20 protein-coding genes are annotated in these 16,671 nt (G+C 41.9%); 15 read left to right on the forward strand and 5 right to left on the reverse strand.

Annotation, left to right across the window (positions count from 1 at the left end; genetic code table 11):
• Positions 1-128: 128 nt before the first annotated feature.
• The 5 genes from F903_RS05030 to rplM all read right to left on the reverse strand — a co-directional run bounded on the left by F903_RS05030 (position 129) and on the right by rplM (position 2,861).
• Positions 129-788 (reverse strand): hypothetical protein, encoded by a 660-nt coding sequence (locus F903_RS05030; RefSeq protein WP_004669633.1) that lies wholly within the window; start codon positions 786-788, stop codon positions 129-131.
• Between the two features lie 15 nt (positions 789-803).
• Complete coding sequence (locus F903_RS05035; RefSeq protein ID WP_005195215.1) at positions 804-1,229, reverse strand: ClpXP protease specificity-enhancing factor; 426 nt, start codon at positions 1,227-1,229, stop codon at positions 804-806.
• Positions 1,230-1,243: 14 nt separating this feature from the next.
• Positions 1,244-1,900 (reverse strand): glutathione S-transferase N-terminal domain-containing protein, encoded by a 657-nt coding sequence (locus tag F903_RS05040; RefSeq protein WP_004669630.1) that lies wholly within the window; start codon positions 1,898-1,900, stop codon positions 1,244-1,246.
• A gap of 133 nt (positions 1,901-2,033) precedes the next feature.
• Positions 2,034-2,420: a 30S ribosomal protein S9 gene (gene rpsI / locus F903_RS05045; protein ID WP_004669628.1), complete on the reverse strand. Its 387-nt coding sequence runs from the start codon at positions 2,418-2,420 to the stop codon at positions 2,034-2,036.
• A 12-nt stretch (positions 2,421-2,432) separates the two neighbouring features.
• Complete coding sequence (rplM, locus tag F903_RS05050; protein ID WP_004669626.1) at positions 2,433-2,861, reverse strand: 50S ribosomal protein L13; 429 nt, start codon at positions 2,859-2,861, stop codon at positions 2,433-2,435.
• A 265-nt stretch (positions 2,862-3,126) separates the two neighbouring features.
• On the opposite strand from rplM, the gene F903_RS05055 reads away from it, so the two are divergent.
• From F903_RS05055 to bamB, 15 genes are all read left to right on the forward strand, one after another.
• Entirely contained in the window at positions 3,127-3,762 is a 636-nt protein-coding gene (locus F903_RS05055; protein ID WP_005195216.1) for a hypothetical protein, read from the forward strand.
• A gap of 87 nt (positions 3,763-3,849) precedes the next feature.
• Positions 3,850-4,833 carry a 4-hydroxythreonine-4-phosphate dehydrogenase PdxA gene (gene pdxA / locus F903_RS05060; protein ID WP_004669622.1) on the forward strand — a complete coding sequence of 328 codons (984 nt, stop codon included), beginning with the start codon at positions 3,850-3,852 and terminating at the stop codon, positions 4,831-4,833.
• A 62-nt stretch (positions 4,834-4,895) separates the two neighbouring features.
• On the forward strand, positions 4,896-5,708 hold the full coding sequence (gene rsmA / locus F903_RS05065) for a 16S rRNA (adenine(1518)-N(6)/adenine(1519)-N(6))-dimethyltransferase RsmA (protein ID WP_005195217.1): 813 nt from the start codon (positions 4,896-4,898) through the stop codon (positions 5,706-5,708).
• Positions 5,708-6,547, forward strand: coding sequence for a symmetrical bis(5'-nucleosyl)-tetraphosphatase (locus tag F903_RS05070; protein ID WP_005195218.1), 840 nt, complete (start codon positions 5,708-5,710; stop codon positions 6,545-6,547). Before rsmA ends, F903_RS05070 begins: the two co-directional genes overlap by 1 nt.
• A gap of 153 nt (positions 6,548-6,700) precedes the next feature.
• The gene (locus tag F903_RS05075) at positions 6,701-7,987 is read left to right on the forward strand and encodes a glycosyltransferase family 4 protein (protein WP_005195219.1); all 1,287 of its coding nucleotides are present in this window, start codon (positions 6,701-6,703) and stop codon (positions 7,985-7,987) included.
• A gap of 24 nt (positions 7,988-8,011) precedes the next feature.
• Positions 8,012-8,563: a phosphatase PAP2 family protein gene (locus F903_RS05080; RefSeq protein WP_005195220.1), complete on the forward strand. Its 552-nt coding sequence runs from the start codon at positions 8,012-8,014 to the stop codon at positions 8,561-8,563.
• Positions 8,564-8,666: 103 nt separating this feature from the next.
• Positions 8,667-8,867, forward strand: a complete 201-nt coding sequence (gene iscX / locus F903_RS05085) for a Fe-S cluster assembly protein IscX (protein ID WP_004669612.1) — start codon at positions 8,667-8,669, stop codon at positions 8,865-8,867.
• 109 nt (positions 8,868-8,976) lie between these two features.
• Positions 8,977-9,408, forward strand: coding sequence for a nucleoside-diphosphate kinase (gene ndk / locus F903_RS05090; protein WP_004669610.1), 432 nt, complete (start codon positions 8,977-8,979; stop codon positions 9,406-9,408).
• Positions 9,409-9,529: 121 nt separating this feature from the next.
• On the forward strand, positions 9,530-10,765 hold the full coding sequence (gene rlmN / locus F903_RS05095; RefSeq protein ID WP_004669609.1) for a dual-specificity RNA methyltransferase RlmN: 1,236 nt from the start codon (positions 9,530-9,532) through the stop codon (positions 10,763-10,765).
• A 17-nt stretch (positions 10,766-10,782) separates the two neighbouring features.
• Positions 10,783-11,583 (forward strand): type IV pilus biogenesis/stability protein PilW, encoded by an 801-nt coding sequence (gene pilW / locus F903_RS05100; protein WP_005195228.1) that lies wholly within the window; start codon positions 10,783-10,785, stop codon positions 11,581-11,583.
• On the forward strand, positions 11,574-12,365 hold the full coding sequence (locus F903_RS05105) for a helix-turn-helix domain-containing protein (protein WP_005195230.1): 792 nt from the start codon (positions 11,574-11,576) through the stop codon (positions 12,363-12,365). The genes pilW and F903_RS05105 overlap by 10 nt, the downstream gene beginning before the upstream one ends.
• Before the next feature lie 19 nt (positions 12,366-12,384).
• Positions 12,385-13,500, forward strand: coding sequence for a flavodoxin-dependent (E)-4-hydroxy-3-methylbut-2-enyl-diphosphate synthase (ispG, locus tag F903_RS05110; protein WP_005195232.1), 1,116 nt, complete (start codon positions 12,385-12,387; stop codon positions 13,498-13,500).
• A gap of 7 nt (positions 13,501-13,507) precedes the next feature.
• Positions 13,508-14,800: a histidine--tRNA ligase gene (gene hisS / locus F903_RS05115; protein ID WP_005195234.1), complete on the forward strand. Its 1,293-nt coding sequence runs from the start codon at positions 13,508-13,510 to the stop codon at positions 14,798-14,800.
• Positions 14,801-14,824: 24 nt separating this feature from the next.
• A complete protein-coding gene (locus tag F903_RS05120) occupies positions 14,825-15,523 on the forward strand; it encodes a YfgM family protein (protein ID WP_004669602.1) in 699 nt (232 codons plus the stop codon).
• On the forward strand, positions 15,523-16,665 hold the full coding sequence (gene bamB / locus F903_RS05125) for an outer membrane protein assembly factor BamB (RefSeq protein WP_005195237.1): 1,143 nt from the start codon (positions 15,523-15,525) through the stop codon (positions 16,663-16,665). Before F903_RS05120 ends, bamB begins: the two co-directional genes overlap by 1 nt.
• The last annotated feature ends 6 nt before the right edge of the window (positions 16,666-16,671 follow it).

Below are 16,671 nucleotides of genomic sequence, written 5' to 3' on the forward strand. Positions count from 1 at the left end.
TATTGTAAATAAATGTAAAATTGTTTTAATTAGAATTCTTAAATTAATAATTAAATAAACTAAAGTATGTGCAAGTTTGGGAAGGGATAGAGAAAGTTATTCAGCTTTCTCTATCTGAGAGAAGGTGTTTAAACATAAACTAATTGGCTGTAAGCACAATATAAAATCATCAGAATAAGCAATGCCACCAGCGGAGCAGCGATATAGGACCACGTCGGTGTGAGCGGAGGAGTAGCTTCCAATACGGTATCATCATGCGCATTTGGTTGTGCTTGATGAACCAATTGATTAAATTCTTGCATGGTTGCTTCAAGAGAGATTTCTTCTTGTTCAACGGGCTTAGAGCCTAATAATTCGGTTAACTGATTGGTTGACCACACCCAGTCTTCGGCTTGTCCAGATAAGTGCTCAATTTGACCCAACAGTAACTCTGTTAAACCTGCTAAACCAAAACTTCCTGTTTGGTCTAATTGTTTTAATTCGGCGAATTGTAACGATAACACCTCAGTGAGACTGGTTTCTAATTCTGAGGCACTAAGCGTTGATTGGTTGTGTGCTGAGGTGGTCAGGTGTCGTGTGATTTCTTGGATATAAAGTGGATCAGAGTTTTGAACCTCTTGATACAGCTTTTGATGATTCTGTTTCCAAAGGCTAATCAATCGACCAAGCGCAAGCGCATTGATCTCGTCAATATGAAGTTGCTTTTCTTTTTGAGAATATTGATTAAAAAGTTGTGGTTTTTGAATTTTAATTTGTTCAGAAAAATATTGAACTAAGTCAAATGCCATCAGGGATATCCTCGTTTAATCTAGAATTCTAAGAGAAGGTTTCTTTTTACTTGGTTCAGTTTTTTGCTTTGGTTCATCTATTTGAGCTGTTGTGGTGACTTCAATATCAGTATATTCAGAAGGATCGAAAAATAAACCTTGTCCATTTTCTTTTGCATAGATACCCAATACGGCCTGAATGGGCACATAGATTTCTTTTGCTACGCCGCCAAATCGAGCAGAAAAACAAATCATTTCATTGCTGATGTTTAGCTGATGAACCGCATGTGGTGCAAGATTCAAAACAATTTGACCATCTTTGACAAATTGCAGCGGAACATCAGTATGTGGCTGTGTTGCATCGACCAGTAAATAAGGCGTCAGTTGATTATCGCAAATCCATTCATAAATGGCACGAGCAAGATATGGGCGTGTCGGTGTAAAAGTTATTTGCTCAGACATAATTGAAAAACTTATTAAATCGTAGAAATCAATTCATTGTAGCTGTTTTTTTCTTGGGCTGTCATTGATTTAGTGAACGATGGACGGCTAAAGATACGATGACAATACAAGAAAATAGGTCGGCAGTGCTGTGCAGGCAGTTCAATCCCCATACTTTTTAATCTCAGAAAAATCGGCGCGAGCATACAATCTAAGATAGAAAAGGTTTCAGACATAAAAAAGGGATAATGTTGGAACAGCGGTGTTAAAGAAATAAGGGTATCTCTAAGTTCTTTTTGTGCTTTTTGCTTTTGCTTTGGATCGAGTGTATCGCTATGTCTCAACATCTGATCAGCGAGCTTGAACCAGTCCTGTTCAAAACGCCAGATATATTGGCGTTGCTCGGCTCTCGTCATTGGGGCATCAGCATATAATTTGTTTTGACGGTAGCGATCATCTAAATATTCAGCAATCACATTTGGTGAAAATAATTTTAGATTTTGTTCGATCAGCATCGGGAGTTGATTGTATGGATTTAGATCTGCTAAATCTTCATCTTCATGGTCGGTTATGATTAGATGATATTTGATTTGCTTTTCTGCTAATAACAAGCGAATCCAGTGTGAACGGAAATCATCTGCATGACTATAAAGGGTAATGCCCTGAACTGGGGTATTCTCAACCGACGACATATTACAAAGCTAGAGATATAAACGGTTCAGCATACTAAAAAACCGCAGAAAAAGCATCCATGAAATATCATCGTGACTATAAATAAAAAAACCTCGGAGAAATCCGAGGTTTTTTGTCCAATTCGAAAAACGATTAACGTTTAGAGAATTGAGGACGCTTACGTGCTTTACGTAAACCAAGTTTCTTACGTTCAACTTCACGAGCATCACGAGTAACGAAACCAGCTTGACGAAGAGCAGGTTTTAGATCTTCATCAGCAGCGATCAATGCACGAGTAATACCGTGACGGATAGCGCCAGCTTGACCACCCATACCACCGCCTTTAACGGTGATATAAAGGTCAAATTTTTCAGTTACTTCTAAAAGCTCTAAAGGCTGACGCACAACCATACGAGCAGTTTCACGACCGAAATATTGCTCTAGAGTACGATTGTTAATTACGAGTTTGCCTGTACCAGCTGACAAGAAAACACGTGCAGTTGCGGTCTTACGGCGACCTGTACCATAATTAGTAGCCATGTGCTGTATCCCTTAGATGTCCAAAACTTGTGGCTGTTGAGCAGTATGAGGATGCTCAGTACCAGCGTACACTTTCATTTTTTTGATCATTGCATAACCAAGAGGACCTTTTGGTAACATACCTTTAACAGCTTTTTCTAAAACTGCTTCAGGTTTGTGAGCAATTAACTTCTCGAAGTTAGTCTCACGGATACCACCAGGGAAACCAGTATGGCGATAATATTTTTTATCAAGTGCTTTTTTACCAGTCACTTGAATTTGCTCAGCATTGATAATAACGATGTAATCACCAGTGTCAACGTGAGGAGTATAAGACGTTTTATGCTTACCGCGTAAACGACGAGCGATTTCAGTCGCAAGGCGACCTAAAGTTTTGCCAGAAGCATCAACAACATACCAGTCATGTTGAACTTCAGCAGGCTTAGCGCTGAGAGTTTTCATTAAACCACTACCTATTATAGTTGGTTTGGACGGTGGAATCTGTCCAAACAAAAGGAGACGGAATTTTACATGAATTTATAAACACGCACAACAATAATTCACTCAAGAGACTAGAATTTGCTGCAATGTGACTGATTTGGTCAATAACCGGACTTTAATTTTAAGCTCTATTATTTGCCTTGTGACAAATGCGGCTTTGCCCTATGATTTTATATTAATTAATTGAAATAAATAGAAGTATTAACCTCTTCTTTTGGGGAATTTGATGGAGTTGTCGTCTTCTACAAAAATGATTGTAGTTACAATATTAATCTGCGTTTGTTCAGCACAGACAAATGCGCGACGGCTTTATAAATGGGTAGATCAGGGCAGTGTCACCAATTATTCAGAATTTCAGCCTAGAGAGGGAACCAGTCGCAAGCTTGAGGTTTTGGAAAGTCGTGGCAATGGTTATGTCGACCCTGCGATGGCAGTCACTGCCGAAATGAAAGCAATCGAGATTCCTGTTGATCAGACGCATCTTCAATCACCCTCTACAGGCGTGGTCGCACCACCAACTCAGTCTCAACCAACAACACAAACCATAGTGAAGCAAGGGATGCCGACAACGGCTTATTTACCCCCAACTTCTGCGATCGCCGTTACGCCGTCACTAGATAAAAAAGAAGCGTTGCCTGTCCAGCACGTTCAGATGGTTGAAAAGAAAGAGATCACGCCCAATCCGCTGGTCGAGAAGCCAAGTAGCACGGTTCTTGTGACTGAGAAAAAGGTGGATTTAACTGAGGTTGTGCAAACAGAGAAAAAAACACCATCAAAAATTAACCCTTGGACCCGAACACCACATTTTTCACCTTCGAATTTAGTGCCGCAAAATTTACCTAAAAATACCAGCAGCGAATAATGTGTGGGAATTATAAAAAGGAAACGCTATAGCTGATTTTAGATTTTGGTTACACTAAGTAGAAATCATCAATGATTGGCGGTAAGTATGCTTCCTTTATATGTCACTTCTGGTGAACCAGCAGGCATTGGACCTGATATTTGTTTAGCTTTGGCAGAGCGAGTGGATGAGCGTCCGATTGTGGTCCTCGCGGATAGGGACATGTTGCAGCAGCGCGCTGATCAGTTGAAAATTTCTGTTGAATTAATCCCATATCAAGGGCAGCGTCAATCGAGTGAAACAGGACAGCTCTTTGTTGAGCATGTGCCTTTGACTGAGCCAGTTGAATTGGGACAATTAAATCCAGCACATGCTGCCTATGTATTGGAACAATTGCGCCGTTCCGCAGATTATGCAATGGCAGGCGCGAGTGTGGGCATTGCCACAGCACCCGTGCAGAAGTCTATTATTAATGATGCAGGTATTGCCTTTAGTGGTCATACTGAATATTACCAAGAGTTTGCAGGTGTTGATCGCGTCGTGATGATGCTCGCGACCAAAACATTACGCGTTGCCTTAGCTACCACGCATTTACCTTTACGGGATGTCCCAGATGCAATTACCAAAGAACGCTTGCATCAAGTGATTGATATTCTGATTCATGATTTAAAAACAAAATTTAAAATTGCAGCGCCGCGAATTTTAGTGTGTGGATTAAATCCTCATGCTGGTGAGGATGGTTATTTGGGACGGGAGGAGATTGAAGTCATCAATCCTGTGCTGGAAAGCTATCGTATACAAGGCATTGATATGAGTTTGAGTTTGCCCGCAGACACTTTATTCACCCCTGAAAACCTTAAAGATGCAGATGCTGTTTTGGCAATGTATCACGATCAAGGTTTACCTGTGTTAAAATCACAGGGCTTTGGTGAAGCGGTAAATATTACTTTAGGCTTGCCATTTATTCGAACCTCAGTCGATCATGGTACAGCTCTTTCTCTTGCAGGCACTGGGCAAGCAAAATCATCGAGTTTGCATGTAGCAGTCGATTTAGCCCTTGATTTAGCTCGAACCTCCCTTGCGAAGTTTTAGTCACTTCTTACCCTCTATATTAACGAGGGGAGAATTAAGTTTGAAATATTGAGTATAAATATATGTATCAAATTAATGCCCTAAACCCTAAAGATGAAGGGCATCAGGCTCGAAAACGTTTTGGTCAGAACTTTTTACATGATCAACGTGTAATTGCCAAAATTGTACGCTCTGTAAATCCGCGTACGGGCGAAAATATTGTCGAAATTGGTCCTGGTTTGGCTGCATTGACCTCGCCTCTCATCGGTGAATGTGATGCTCTGACTGTCGTGGAGCTAGATCGCGACTTGGCAGCAGGCTTACCTGCGCGTGTACCACACCCTGAGCGTTTGACGATTATTGAAGCGGATGCATTGAAATACGATTTCACTCAATTGTTTCAAGAGGGTCGTCCACTTCGTGTCGTGGGGAATTTGCCATATAACATCTCAACGCCTTTATTGTTCCATCTCTTGGAGTTTGGTAGCAAAGTCAAAGATATGCATTTTATGTTGCAAAAAGAGGTTGTGGATCGTATTACCGCTGTGCCAAATACCAAAGAATATGGTCGTTTGTCGGTGATGATTCAGTATTTTTGCAAACCGACATTTTTATTTGAAGTGCCACTAGGATCATTTAATCCACCGCCAAAAGTAACTTCTGCCGTATTCCGTTTAGAGCCGTATGAAACCAAGCCGATTGTGGCAAATAATGAAAAAGCTTTAGCACGATTGGTTGGACATGTTTTTACGCAACGTCGTAAAACGTTGCGTAATAGTCTGAAAGGAATGTTAGCTGAGGATGGTTTTGAAAAAGCAGGTGTTGATCCGATGGCGCGTCCAGAAACGTTAAGCTTGGCTCAGTTCGTCGCGTTATCTGATCAAATGGTGTCTTAATGTCAAAGCGTTATAACTATGTCATTGGTGATGTGCAAGGTTGTTTCGAGGCACTCAAAGCATTATTGAAACAAATTCGCTTTGATCCTGATCAAGACTTTTTGTGGTTTGCTGGTGATTTAGTTGCGCGTGGTGAAAACTCGGTTGGCGCATTGCGCTTTGTTAAAAAGCTCGCTGATCGGGGTGCTGCTGCAACTGTTTTAGGCAATCATGATTTGACCTTAATTGCTTGCGCACGCGGTTTTAAAAAAATCAAAGACAAAGATGGTACGCAAGATATCATTGATGCGATTGATGGTGATGAATTGATTGACTGGCTGCGTAAACAACCTTTGTGTTTATTGCCAAATCAACACACGATTTTGACGCATGCAGGTGTTCCTTTGTTGTGGAATGCTCAGCAAACTGAACGCTATGCGCGTGAAGTGCAAGACGTTGTTGGTCATGATGATTTAAGTGTGCTGGATCATTTTTTGGCAGAAATGTTTGGTACACAACCGGATGTTTGGTCTGAGGACTTAACCGGTATGGCGCGTCTGCGCTGTATTACCAATTATTTAACCCGTATGCGTTTGACTGATGTAGATGGTCGTCTTGAGTTTAGTTTTAAAGATGGTTTAGACGCGCCGATGCCAGAAGGGTTTCAGCCTTGGTTTGATTTTGAAAGTCAGACTGCGCAAACACACCACATTCTTTTCGGGCATTGGGCGGCTTTACACGGCAAAACCGTAAGTCCAAAAATTCAGAGTGTTGACGGCGGTTGTGTTTGGGGGCAGCAATTGATTGCTTACCGTTTGGAGGATGAGCAACTTTTTGCAGTGGATAATCCATTGAACTAATAAAGTATTGAGTATTTTTAAGCTCTGTCTCAGTTTGGGAGAGGGCTTTTTTATTTTAACACTGTCAAAAAACTGTCATCTATTGATCATTAAAGTGTCAAAAAAATTTTATAAGCTTAAAGCATGAAAATAACGACACAAATGGATGGCGATATGCAAAGTACATACGCGACATCTCTATTAAAGCAAGATCAGTTTCCCGAAAGTATAAAATTTTACTTTAAAAGGAAACAACTTAAAGATCAACAAAATGAATTATCTGAACTTCAAGATTTAGTTCGTCCTCGTTTAAGAATTGCAATCGTGACTGAAACATGGCCACCAGAAATCAATGGTGTGGCTTTGTCGATGATGCAGTTGTGCCAAGGTTTGCAACGTCTAGGTCATAAGATTTTATTGGTTCGTCCGACACAGAAAGGCGTGTGTACAGAATTTCATCCTGATCAGGAATGTTTTGTTCTTGCACAACCCATCCCAAAGTACCCAAGCGTCCAATTTGGTTGGCCACAATATTTAAAGGTTTCAAAAGCCTTTGAAAAATTTGCACCAGATGTGGTGCATATCGTGACTGAGGGGCCTTTAGGATTGACCGCTTTACAAGCCGCTAAATCTAAAAAAATCGCGGTATCAAGTGGCTTTCATTCAGCTTTTCATGACTTTAGTCGCTTCTTTGACTTGGCTTTTTTAGTAAAGCCGATTCAACGCTATTTAACATGGTTTCATAACAGCACTGATGTGACTTGTGTGCCAAGTCAATATACCGAGCAAGCCTTACGTGGCTTCGGTGTGACCTGTCCCTTGGTGGTGGTTGGACGCGGTGTGGATACTACAAAATTCTCACCAAAACATCGTTCAGCACAATTACGCCAACAATGGGGTGCTGATGCTGATACGCGGGTGATGTTGTATGTGGGGCGCTTGTCGCCAGAAAAAGAAGTAGACGTATTGATTAAAAGTTTCCATGCGCTACAGGCACAGCAAGGCGCAAATTTTAAGTTTGTGATCGTCGGTGATGGCCCTGATCGCGTGCGCTTAAGTAAATTAACCACCTCGCAAGATGTGATTTTTATGGGCAGCCTCAGTGGTCGTGAATTGTCGGCTGCATATGCAAGTGCGGATGTTTTTGCCTTTGCAAGCCAAGCCGATACCTTTGGCAATGTCGTACTCGAAGCGATTGCCAGTGGCTTAGCTGTCGTGGCTTATGATTACGTTTGCGCACATCAGCATGTCAAACAGGACATTACGGGATGGTTGAGTCCACTAGGGAACACAGCCGATTTAATTCAATCCATTTGCCATTTACCTGCACTTCCGCAGTTGCGACAAATGGGCTTACTCGCCAGTGAAAGTGTACAACAATCGAGTTGGCAATTTCCTGTACAACAATTAGAACAAGCACTTTATCAGGTAGCGAAGGAGTCACCTATGCGCTCTACCTAAAGTATTCTCAAATAGGAGAAGATTATGAACTTTCAAAATGCAAAAATAAAAATGTTAGATCTTGATTTAAAAGGGTGTTTATACCTTAACCATCTCTCCCAGTCACAACGCATTGCCTTATTTTTTAAAACGATTAGTCGTTTGGGTGATGGTCCATTTTGGTATGTCATGTTGTTGTCTGTCTGGGCGATGCAAGGCTTGGCTTACGGTCTGCAAATTCTGTATTTGATTGCAGCGGGTTTGCTTGGTACCGCAATTTATAAATTTTTAAAACATAAAACGACGCGTCCAAGACCTTATCAAGTCCATCAAGTCATTGTCTTGGGTGAGCGACCATTGGATCATTTTAGCTTTCCATCGGGGCATACCTTACATGCGGTCATGTTGACGATTACATTGGGTTATATTCAGCCGATTTTACTGATACTGATGCTGCCATTTACCCTGCTTGTTGCATTGTCTCGGATGGTTCTAGGGCTGCATTACCCAAGTGATGTGATTGTGGGGGCTATGATTGGTGCGTCGGTTGCCAGTGCTATCATTTTACTCGCGCCAAGCTTTAATATCCTTTTATAAGCTTATAAGCGCTTGCGAGAGAATTTAGCAACAGAATACTACCGCTTAAATCCGATGATTTGTTAAAGTAGCACTAATCATATTTATTTACTTAGGTTGCTATATGGGCTTACGTTGGACAGATACCATGGATATCGCGATTGAATTGGTCGAAGCACATCCAGAGGTGGATCCGCAATGGATCCGTTTTACCGATCTTCATGCGTGGGTATGTGCTTTGCCTGACTTTAGTGATGACCCAACGAAATCAACAGAAGGTTTGCTTGAAGCGATTCAGATGGCATGGCTGGATGAGGTTCGTTAGAAATTCATCCGAAATCGTTGAACTTTTACAGATTCAAGCTGATTATTCATGATGACATCGGTATAATGCGGCAAATTTTTTAATGTTTAGACCATAATAGGAGCCAATCATGGCGATTGAACGTACGTTATCTATCGTAAAACCAGATGCAGTTGCTAAAAACCACATCGGCGACATCTTTGCTCGTTTCGAAAAGGCAGGTTTGAAAATTGTTGCAACTAAAATGAAACAGCTTTCTCAAACTGATGCTGAAGGTTTTTATGCTGAGCACAAAGAGCGTGGTTTCTTTGGTGACTTAGTTGCTTTCATGACTTCTGGTCCAGTCGTTGTTTCTGTTCTTGAAGGTGAAAATGCTGTTCTTGCTCACCGTGAAATTTTAGGCGCAACAAATCCTAAAGAAGCAGCGCCTGGTACAATCCGCGCTGATTTCGCTGTAAGCATCGATGAAAATGCTGCACACGGTTCTGACTCAGTTGCTTCTGCTGAGCGTGAAATCGCTTACTTCTTTGCTGATAACGAGATCTGCCCACGCACTCGTTAATCCAAAGTATTCAAGCCAGATAAGTGGTATACTACTTATCTGGTTTTTTATTTTTTATAGATTGTGTTGTGCAAATAACGCACAGTGTTTTCTAGCGCTGATATTGTTTAGGTAAATTCACATGAGTTCTGCGGTCGTCGTTTCATCAGAAAATTCAGATGAAAAACAACAGTCATTCACTACGCCTGTCGTTCAAGCTGCCGACAATAAAGTAAATTTACTTGGCATGTCGCGAGTTGAACTCGAAAAATTCTTTGAAGACATGGGCGAAAAAAAGTTTCGTGCCGGTCAAATCATGAAGTGGATTCATCAATTTTTCGTGACTGATTTTGCTGAGATGACCAATATCTCAGGTAAATTGCGTGAAAAACTCGAAAAAATTTGTGAAATTAAAGCACCTGAAGTGGTTCATCGTAACTATTCAAAAGATGGGACACGTAAGTGGGTGTTCCGAGTAGGAGAGGGTGAAGGATCGCTCGTTGAAACAGTCTTGATTCCTGCGGAAGATAAAACAGGCTCTCGTAAGACCTTATGTATTTCTTCACAAGTGGGCTGTGCATTAGATTGTTCATTTTGTTCGACAGGTAAACAAGGTTTCCAACGTGATTTAACCCCTGCGGAAATCATTGGTCAGCTTTGGATGGCAAATTATTCCTATATGGAAGAAGTGCCTGTAGCAGAACGGGAACGTACTGTGACCAATGTGGTGATGATGGGCATGGGTGAGCCATTATTAAATTATGATGCAGTCCTTAGTTCAATGCGCTTGATGTTGGATGATTTTGCTTATGGCATGTCTAAACGTCGTGTGACTTTATCAACTTCTGGTGTTGTTCCTAAAATTGATCAGTTAATACAAGATATTGATGTGGCATTGGCGATCTCATTGCATGCGCCGAATGATGAGTTGCGCAATGAACTGGTGCCAATTAATAAAAAATACCCATTAGAACAATTGATTGCTGCGTGTCAGCGATATTTGGCCAAAGATGGCAATGAAAGTGCACGTAAGCATGTGACTATTGAGTATGTCATGCTTGAAGGGGTCAATGATCATCCAGAGCATGCACAACAACTGGTGAAGTTGTTAAAAAATTTACCGAGTAAAATTAACTTAATTCCATTTAATCCATTTCCGCATGCGCCTTATGGACGTTCTAGTCGTAATCGCATCATTGCGTTCCAAAAAACTTTGTCTGATGCAGGATTTGTGTGTACGATTCGTCAGACACGTGGTGATGATATCGATGCAGCGTGTGGACAATTGGTGGGACAAGTTGCTGACCGTACTCGTCGCGCCGAACAGTGGAAAAAGAAAGTGGCGCAACGACAAGAAATTTTGCGCACACAAGGATAATACTTGGGGATAAAGCGTTGAATACAACTCGACTAAAAACGATTATAGCGACAACAGTTGTACTTGCTGTGTGGGGTTTAACAGCTTGCCAAACCACATCATCGACCAAAAACCCTGAAAAGGCCGTGCAGGTTCGTAGCCAGTTAGCAGCAGAATATATTCGTAACGGTGATCTTGATGCTGCTAAACGTTCACTTGACCAAGCCTTAAAAATCAATTCCCGTGATGCAAATGCCAATATGATGATGGGCATTTTACTGCAACAAGAGGGCAGTAAGCTCAATATGGAAAAAGCGGACGCCTATTTTAAGCGCGCAATTTCTGCTGAACCGAATAATGCACAAGCTCGTAATAATTACGGTACATATTTGTATCAAATGCAGCGCTATAATGAAGCGATTGAGCAGTTCGCCCGTGCCGGCGCTACCTTAGGTTATGATCAACGCTCTCAGGCGTTGGAAAATTTAGGGCGGATCTATCTAATCACAGATGATGTTGCGAATGCTGAAAAATCATTCAAACAGGCACTACAAGCAAATCGAAATGCAACCATTTCAATGTTAGAGTTGTCGGAAATTTTCTATTTGCAACAAAACAATAGAGACGCGTCACAACTATATGAACAATATGTTCGTAATGTGGGACAAAAAAACCAAGGTGCACGTGCGCTTTGGCTGGGTATACGCATAGCTCGAGCGAATGCGGATCAATTGGGAATGCAAGTGTTAGTCAATCAATTGCGTGCTTTGTTTCCAGAAAGTCTAGAATATCAACGTTATTTGCAATTACAGTACAGTACTGAGGCCGTATGGAAATAAATCCAAATTCACATCAGCCAACTGGCTCAAACTCTCCTTCGTCAACTTTGGGAAATATTCAACGACCTGGTGAGTATTTGCGTCAAATTCGTATTGCACAAAAGAAAGAACTGCAAGAGATTGCGCGTGAAATGAATATGCCTGTCAAAACCTTGACGGCATTAGAAAAAGACGATTATACCTCGTTGCCTGAAGCAACCTTCATCAAAGGTTATTATCGCGCTTATGCAAAGTACTTAAATGCAGATGCCAGTGCCATAATCCATCGGTTTGATGAAATCTATGTCAATGATACTGGGTTAAAAGCAAGCCATGCTTTGAATAACTCACCGATCAAAATCATGGGGAAGCTTTCAGGTTCAAACAGTGTTCGTAATCGTCAATGGTTAAAGCGTATTGCGATTCTGGTGATTGTCGGTTTGTTGGGTTGGTTAGCAGTTACTGCTGTGCAAAATTGGTCATCAAGCAGCAAAGATGATATCGATGTGCCAAAAATCACCAATTCAAATATTGAAATTCTTCCAATGGCAAATACAGTTGCAACATCAGGTGATCAGCTTGTATTGAATTTTAGCCGACCAACATCCGTGCATATTGTGGATTCAACCGCTAAAGTTTTGGCAACTGGTCGTCAAGCATCGACGCTTACGTTGACTGGTGAATCACCATTCCAAATCCGTTTGGATGATGCAACTGCTGTATCACTCAGCTTAAATCAAGAACAGATTTCCTTGCGTCCTTATACCGTAAATGGTAAAGCTGAATTCCGTTTGTCTCGCTAATCAAAGGTAGAGCTATACGATGATCGTGAACCCAATTAAGCGCCGCCCAACACGTAAAATTCGTGTGGGGTCGGTGTATGTCGGTGGTGATGCCCCGATTAGTGTTCAGAGTATGACCAATACTGAAACCTGTGATGTGGATGCGACTGTCGCGCAAATTGAGCGTTGTGCAGAAGCAGGTGCAGACATTATGCGTGTTTCTGTGCCCTCGATGGAAGCAGCAGAGGCGTTCGGTGCGATTCGTAAACGTGTTTCTGTGCCCTTAGTGGCAGATATTCACTTTGATCATCGTATTGCATTGGCTGTGGCTGATTATGGTGCTGATTGCTTACGGATTAACCCTGGTAATATTGGCTCTGATCAAAAAGTACGTGAAGTCGTTGCTGCTGCCAAACATCATGATATTTCAATTCGTATTGGGGTCAATGCGGGTTCGCTAGAAAAAGATCTACAAGTGAAATATGGCGAACCAACAGGTCAAGCTTTGCTTGAATCTGCGATGCGTCATATTGATATTCTCGATCGTTTAAACTTTCATGAGTTTAAAATTAGTGTCAAAGCATCCAATGTGTTTTTAACCATGGATGCCTATCGTTTGTTGTCACAACAGATTGATAATCCATTGCATTTAGGCGTCACTGAGGCGGGAATTTATCGCACAGGTACAGTGAAATCAGCGATCGCGCTTGGCGGATTACTGATGGAAGGTATTGGCGATACCATGCGAATTTCGCTGGCTGCTGAACCTGAAGATGAGATCAAAATTGGCTTTGATATTCTAAAATCCTTGGGTCTACGCTCAAATGGGATTAACTTTATTGCTTGCCCAAGTTGCTCACGTCAAGAGTTCAACGTGATTCAAGTGATGCAAGCATTAGAAGAACGTTTAGAAGATATCCGTACACCGATGGATTTATCTGTGATCGGATGTAAAGTGAATGGTCCTGGTGAAGCCAAAGAAGCTGATATTGGCATCGTTGGCGCGTCACCGCGTTCACTGGTGTATCGAAATGGTGAAAAAAGTCATTTAATTGACACTGATCAGTTGGTTGATGAAATAGAGACCATGGTCCGTCAGCGTGTTCAAGAGATTGAAGAAGCCAAATCTAAAGAAATTATTCGTACAAGTTTTTGAGTAGGTCATGAGTTCAATCGTCGCGATCAAAGGTTTTAATGACACCCTTCCAACGCAAACTGCGGCTTGGAGAAGTCTGGAACAACAACTTGCATCTTTAATGGATGCTTACGGCTATCAACAAATTCGTCTGCCTATCGTAGAGCAAACGGGTTTATTTAAACGTGCTATTGGTGATGCAACCGATATTGTTGAAAAAGAAATGTATACCTTTTTCGACAAAGGAACACCGCCAGAATCACTAACTTTGCGTCCTGAAGGCACAGCGGGCTGTGTACGCGCGATGTTGGAACATAACTTATTGCGTGGTGCAACACCACGTGTTTGGTATGTTGGCCCAATGTTCCGCTATGAAAAACCGCAAAAAGGCCGTTATCGCCAGTTCCACCAGTTCGGTGTGGAAACCTTTGGTGTCGCTACCCCTGATATTGATGCTGAACTCATTTTAATGACGGCACGTCTGTGGAAGCGCATGGGTGTCGCAGACAAAGTCCGTTTAGAGCTCAATACTTTGGGTGAAACAGACGAACGAGCAGAGTATCGCGCAGCTTTGGTTGAGTTTTTAAATCAGCATAAAGAAGCATTAGACGAAGATTCTCAACGCCGTCTCAGCACCAATCCATTGCGTATTTTGGACTCTAAGAGTGAATCAACGCAAAAGATTTTAGAAAACGCGCCTAAATTGCATGATTTCTTGAAAGAAGACTCCATCAATCACTTTGAACAATTAAAGCAATACTTAACCGATGCTGGTATTGAGTTTGTGATTAACCAAAAATTGGTGCGTGGCTTAGATTACTACAACAAGACAGTTTTCGAGTGGACAACAACGATGTTGGGGTCACAAGGGACAGTCTGTGCGGGTGGTCGTTATGATGGTTTGGTTGGGCAGTTAAAAGGCAAAGCGGATCAATCTGTACCTGCTGTCGGTTTCGCGATGGGAATGGAGCGTTTGTTATTGTTGCTTGAGCAAGTAGAACAAGAGAAGGTTGTACGCGACTGTGAAGTGTTCTTATTGGCTGAGCCTGCTTATCAAGCCAAAGCATTGTTATTGGCTGAGCAAATTCGTGATCAACTCGAAGCTGCAAATAGTCCAATTCGCCTTAAAACAGGTTCTCAAGGCAGTATGAAAAGCCAAATGAAAAAGGCGGATCAGTCGGGTGCGATCTATGCGGTGATATTGGGTGAGCGCGAGTGGGAATCACAGCAGCTTTTGGTAAAAGAGCTTGCAACTGCAGAGCAGTCACAAGTTGCCATAGCGGCGCTGACCTCATTTTTTATCGAGAAATTTAAACAATAAAATATTTAGGAAAAGGACAATCACATGAGTTTAAGTGATGATGAACAATTCGACCAATTTAAGTCGTTTGCCAAAAAATATGGTTCTGCAATCATTAGCGGAATTCTCATTGCCTTGATTGCCTTTTTCGGATGGGAATACTGGCAAAAGAAAACGCTTGCTGAAGCTCAGAGTCAAACGGCGAAAGTGCAAAAGTTGATGGATGAAGCCAATGTGCTGGCAGGTCAGCCTAATGCTTTTGCGACGATATCTGAATCAGCAGATAAAATTGTGAAAGAAGATGCAAATTCGGTTCATGCAATCCAGACACAATTCCTGTTAGCTAAGTTGGCTTATGATAAAGATGACTATGCTGCTGCGGAAAAAGCATTGAAGAAAGTCGAAAACTCAGCAGTCAAAGATGCTGGTTTAGTACAAATTGTTAAACTACGTTTAGCCGATGCACAACTCGCTCAGAAAAAGTATGACGAAGCCTTAAAAACACTGGCCAATGTGACTGAGCCTACGTTTAAAGCGACAGTAGACGAACTTCGCGGTGATATTTTTGTTGCGAAGAAAGATACTGAATCAGCACGTAAAGCCTATCAAAGTGCATGGGATAGTTTGATCGAACGCAAAAAAGAGCGTCAGCTTTTACAAATTAAACTCGAAAGTGTTGGCGTTTTAGTAGATGATCCTGAAATTGAGCGCCCGATCTTAGATACCAATGTGGATGAGTCTTAATGCAGAATAAACTAAAACTACCATTGGCAATCGCCATTGCCTCAGCTTTATTCGTTGGATGTTCGAGTAATAAAGTTAAGCCAGTGAAACCAAACCCATTGCCAAAAATTACGCAAGAACAGAGTTTAAACCTTGTTTTTTCTCAAAGTGTTTCCTCTACCAATGCTGCTGAGTCGTTACGTTTGCAGTTGGATACGGACAATGGCGTGATTTTTACGCCTGATCCTGATGGACAAGTTTCAGCTTATAAGGGCAAAGAGCGTCTTTGGAAAAGTAAGATAACCAAACAAGAGCTAACTGCTGGCGTTGAAGCCGGTGAAGGGATTGTTGTCGTTGGTAATCGTAAAGGGCAATTGTTCGCTTTAGACCAAGCTACAGGTGAGCAGAAGTGGGTAACACAGTTGTCTGGTGCGATTTTATCTCCATCCTCGATACAGTTGGGGCGGGTGATTACACTGGCAAATGATGGGACTGTATTTGCACATGATGCGGTTTCAGGACAACAGGTTTGGGCATATAAGCTGCCAAATATTCAGTTTAGCTTGCGAGGTCAAGCTGCTCCTGTACCTTTGGATGAACGCACGGTACTGATTGCTTCAGCAAATGCGTATATCTACGCAATCGATGTGATTAGCGGTATACCGCAGTTTCAGCGTCGCGTTGCTATCAGCGAAGGTCGTTCCGATATTCAACGTTTGATTGATATCAATGGTGATCCAGTGGTTGCGGGTCAATATTTAGTGACCACGAGCTTTCAAGGCCAAGTGACTGTTACTGATTTAGCGACACAACGTGTGGTGTGGAGTGAAGACGCGAGCAGTACCAATCGTCCAGAAGTATCTGAAGATAAAGTCTTCGTTTCAACTGTTGATGGTAAGTTGAATGCCTATGATCTCGGTACAGGTGAGTTGGTGTGGCAGAATGAAAGCTTATTGAATCGTAAGTTGAGTAATCCTGTGATGTTGGGACAGAATCTTGTAGTTGGTGATTTGGATGGTGTTTTACATCTGATTGAGCCTGCAACTGGTCGCTTGGTTGGACGCGCTAAAACACGTGGAGATGTCCGCACATTACGTGTCCTCGACAACCAACTTTACGTCGCTACTCAAAAAGGTGCATTAAGCATTTGGCAGAATCGTTAATTTTGC

Origin of the sequence: Acinetobacter sp. NIPH 298 (assembly GCF_000369505.1) — a bacterium.
Classification (GTDB): domain Bacteria; phylum Pseudomonadota; class Gammaproteobacteria; order Pseudomonadales; family Moraxellaceae; genus Acinetobacter.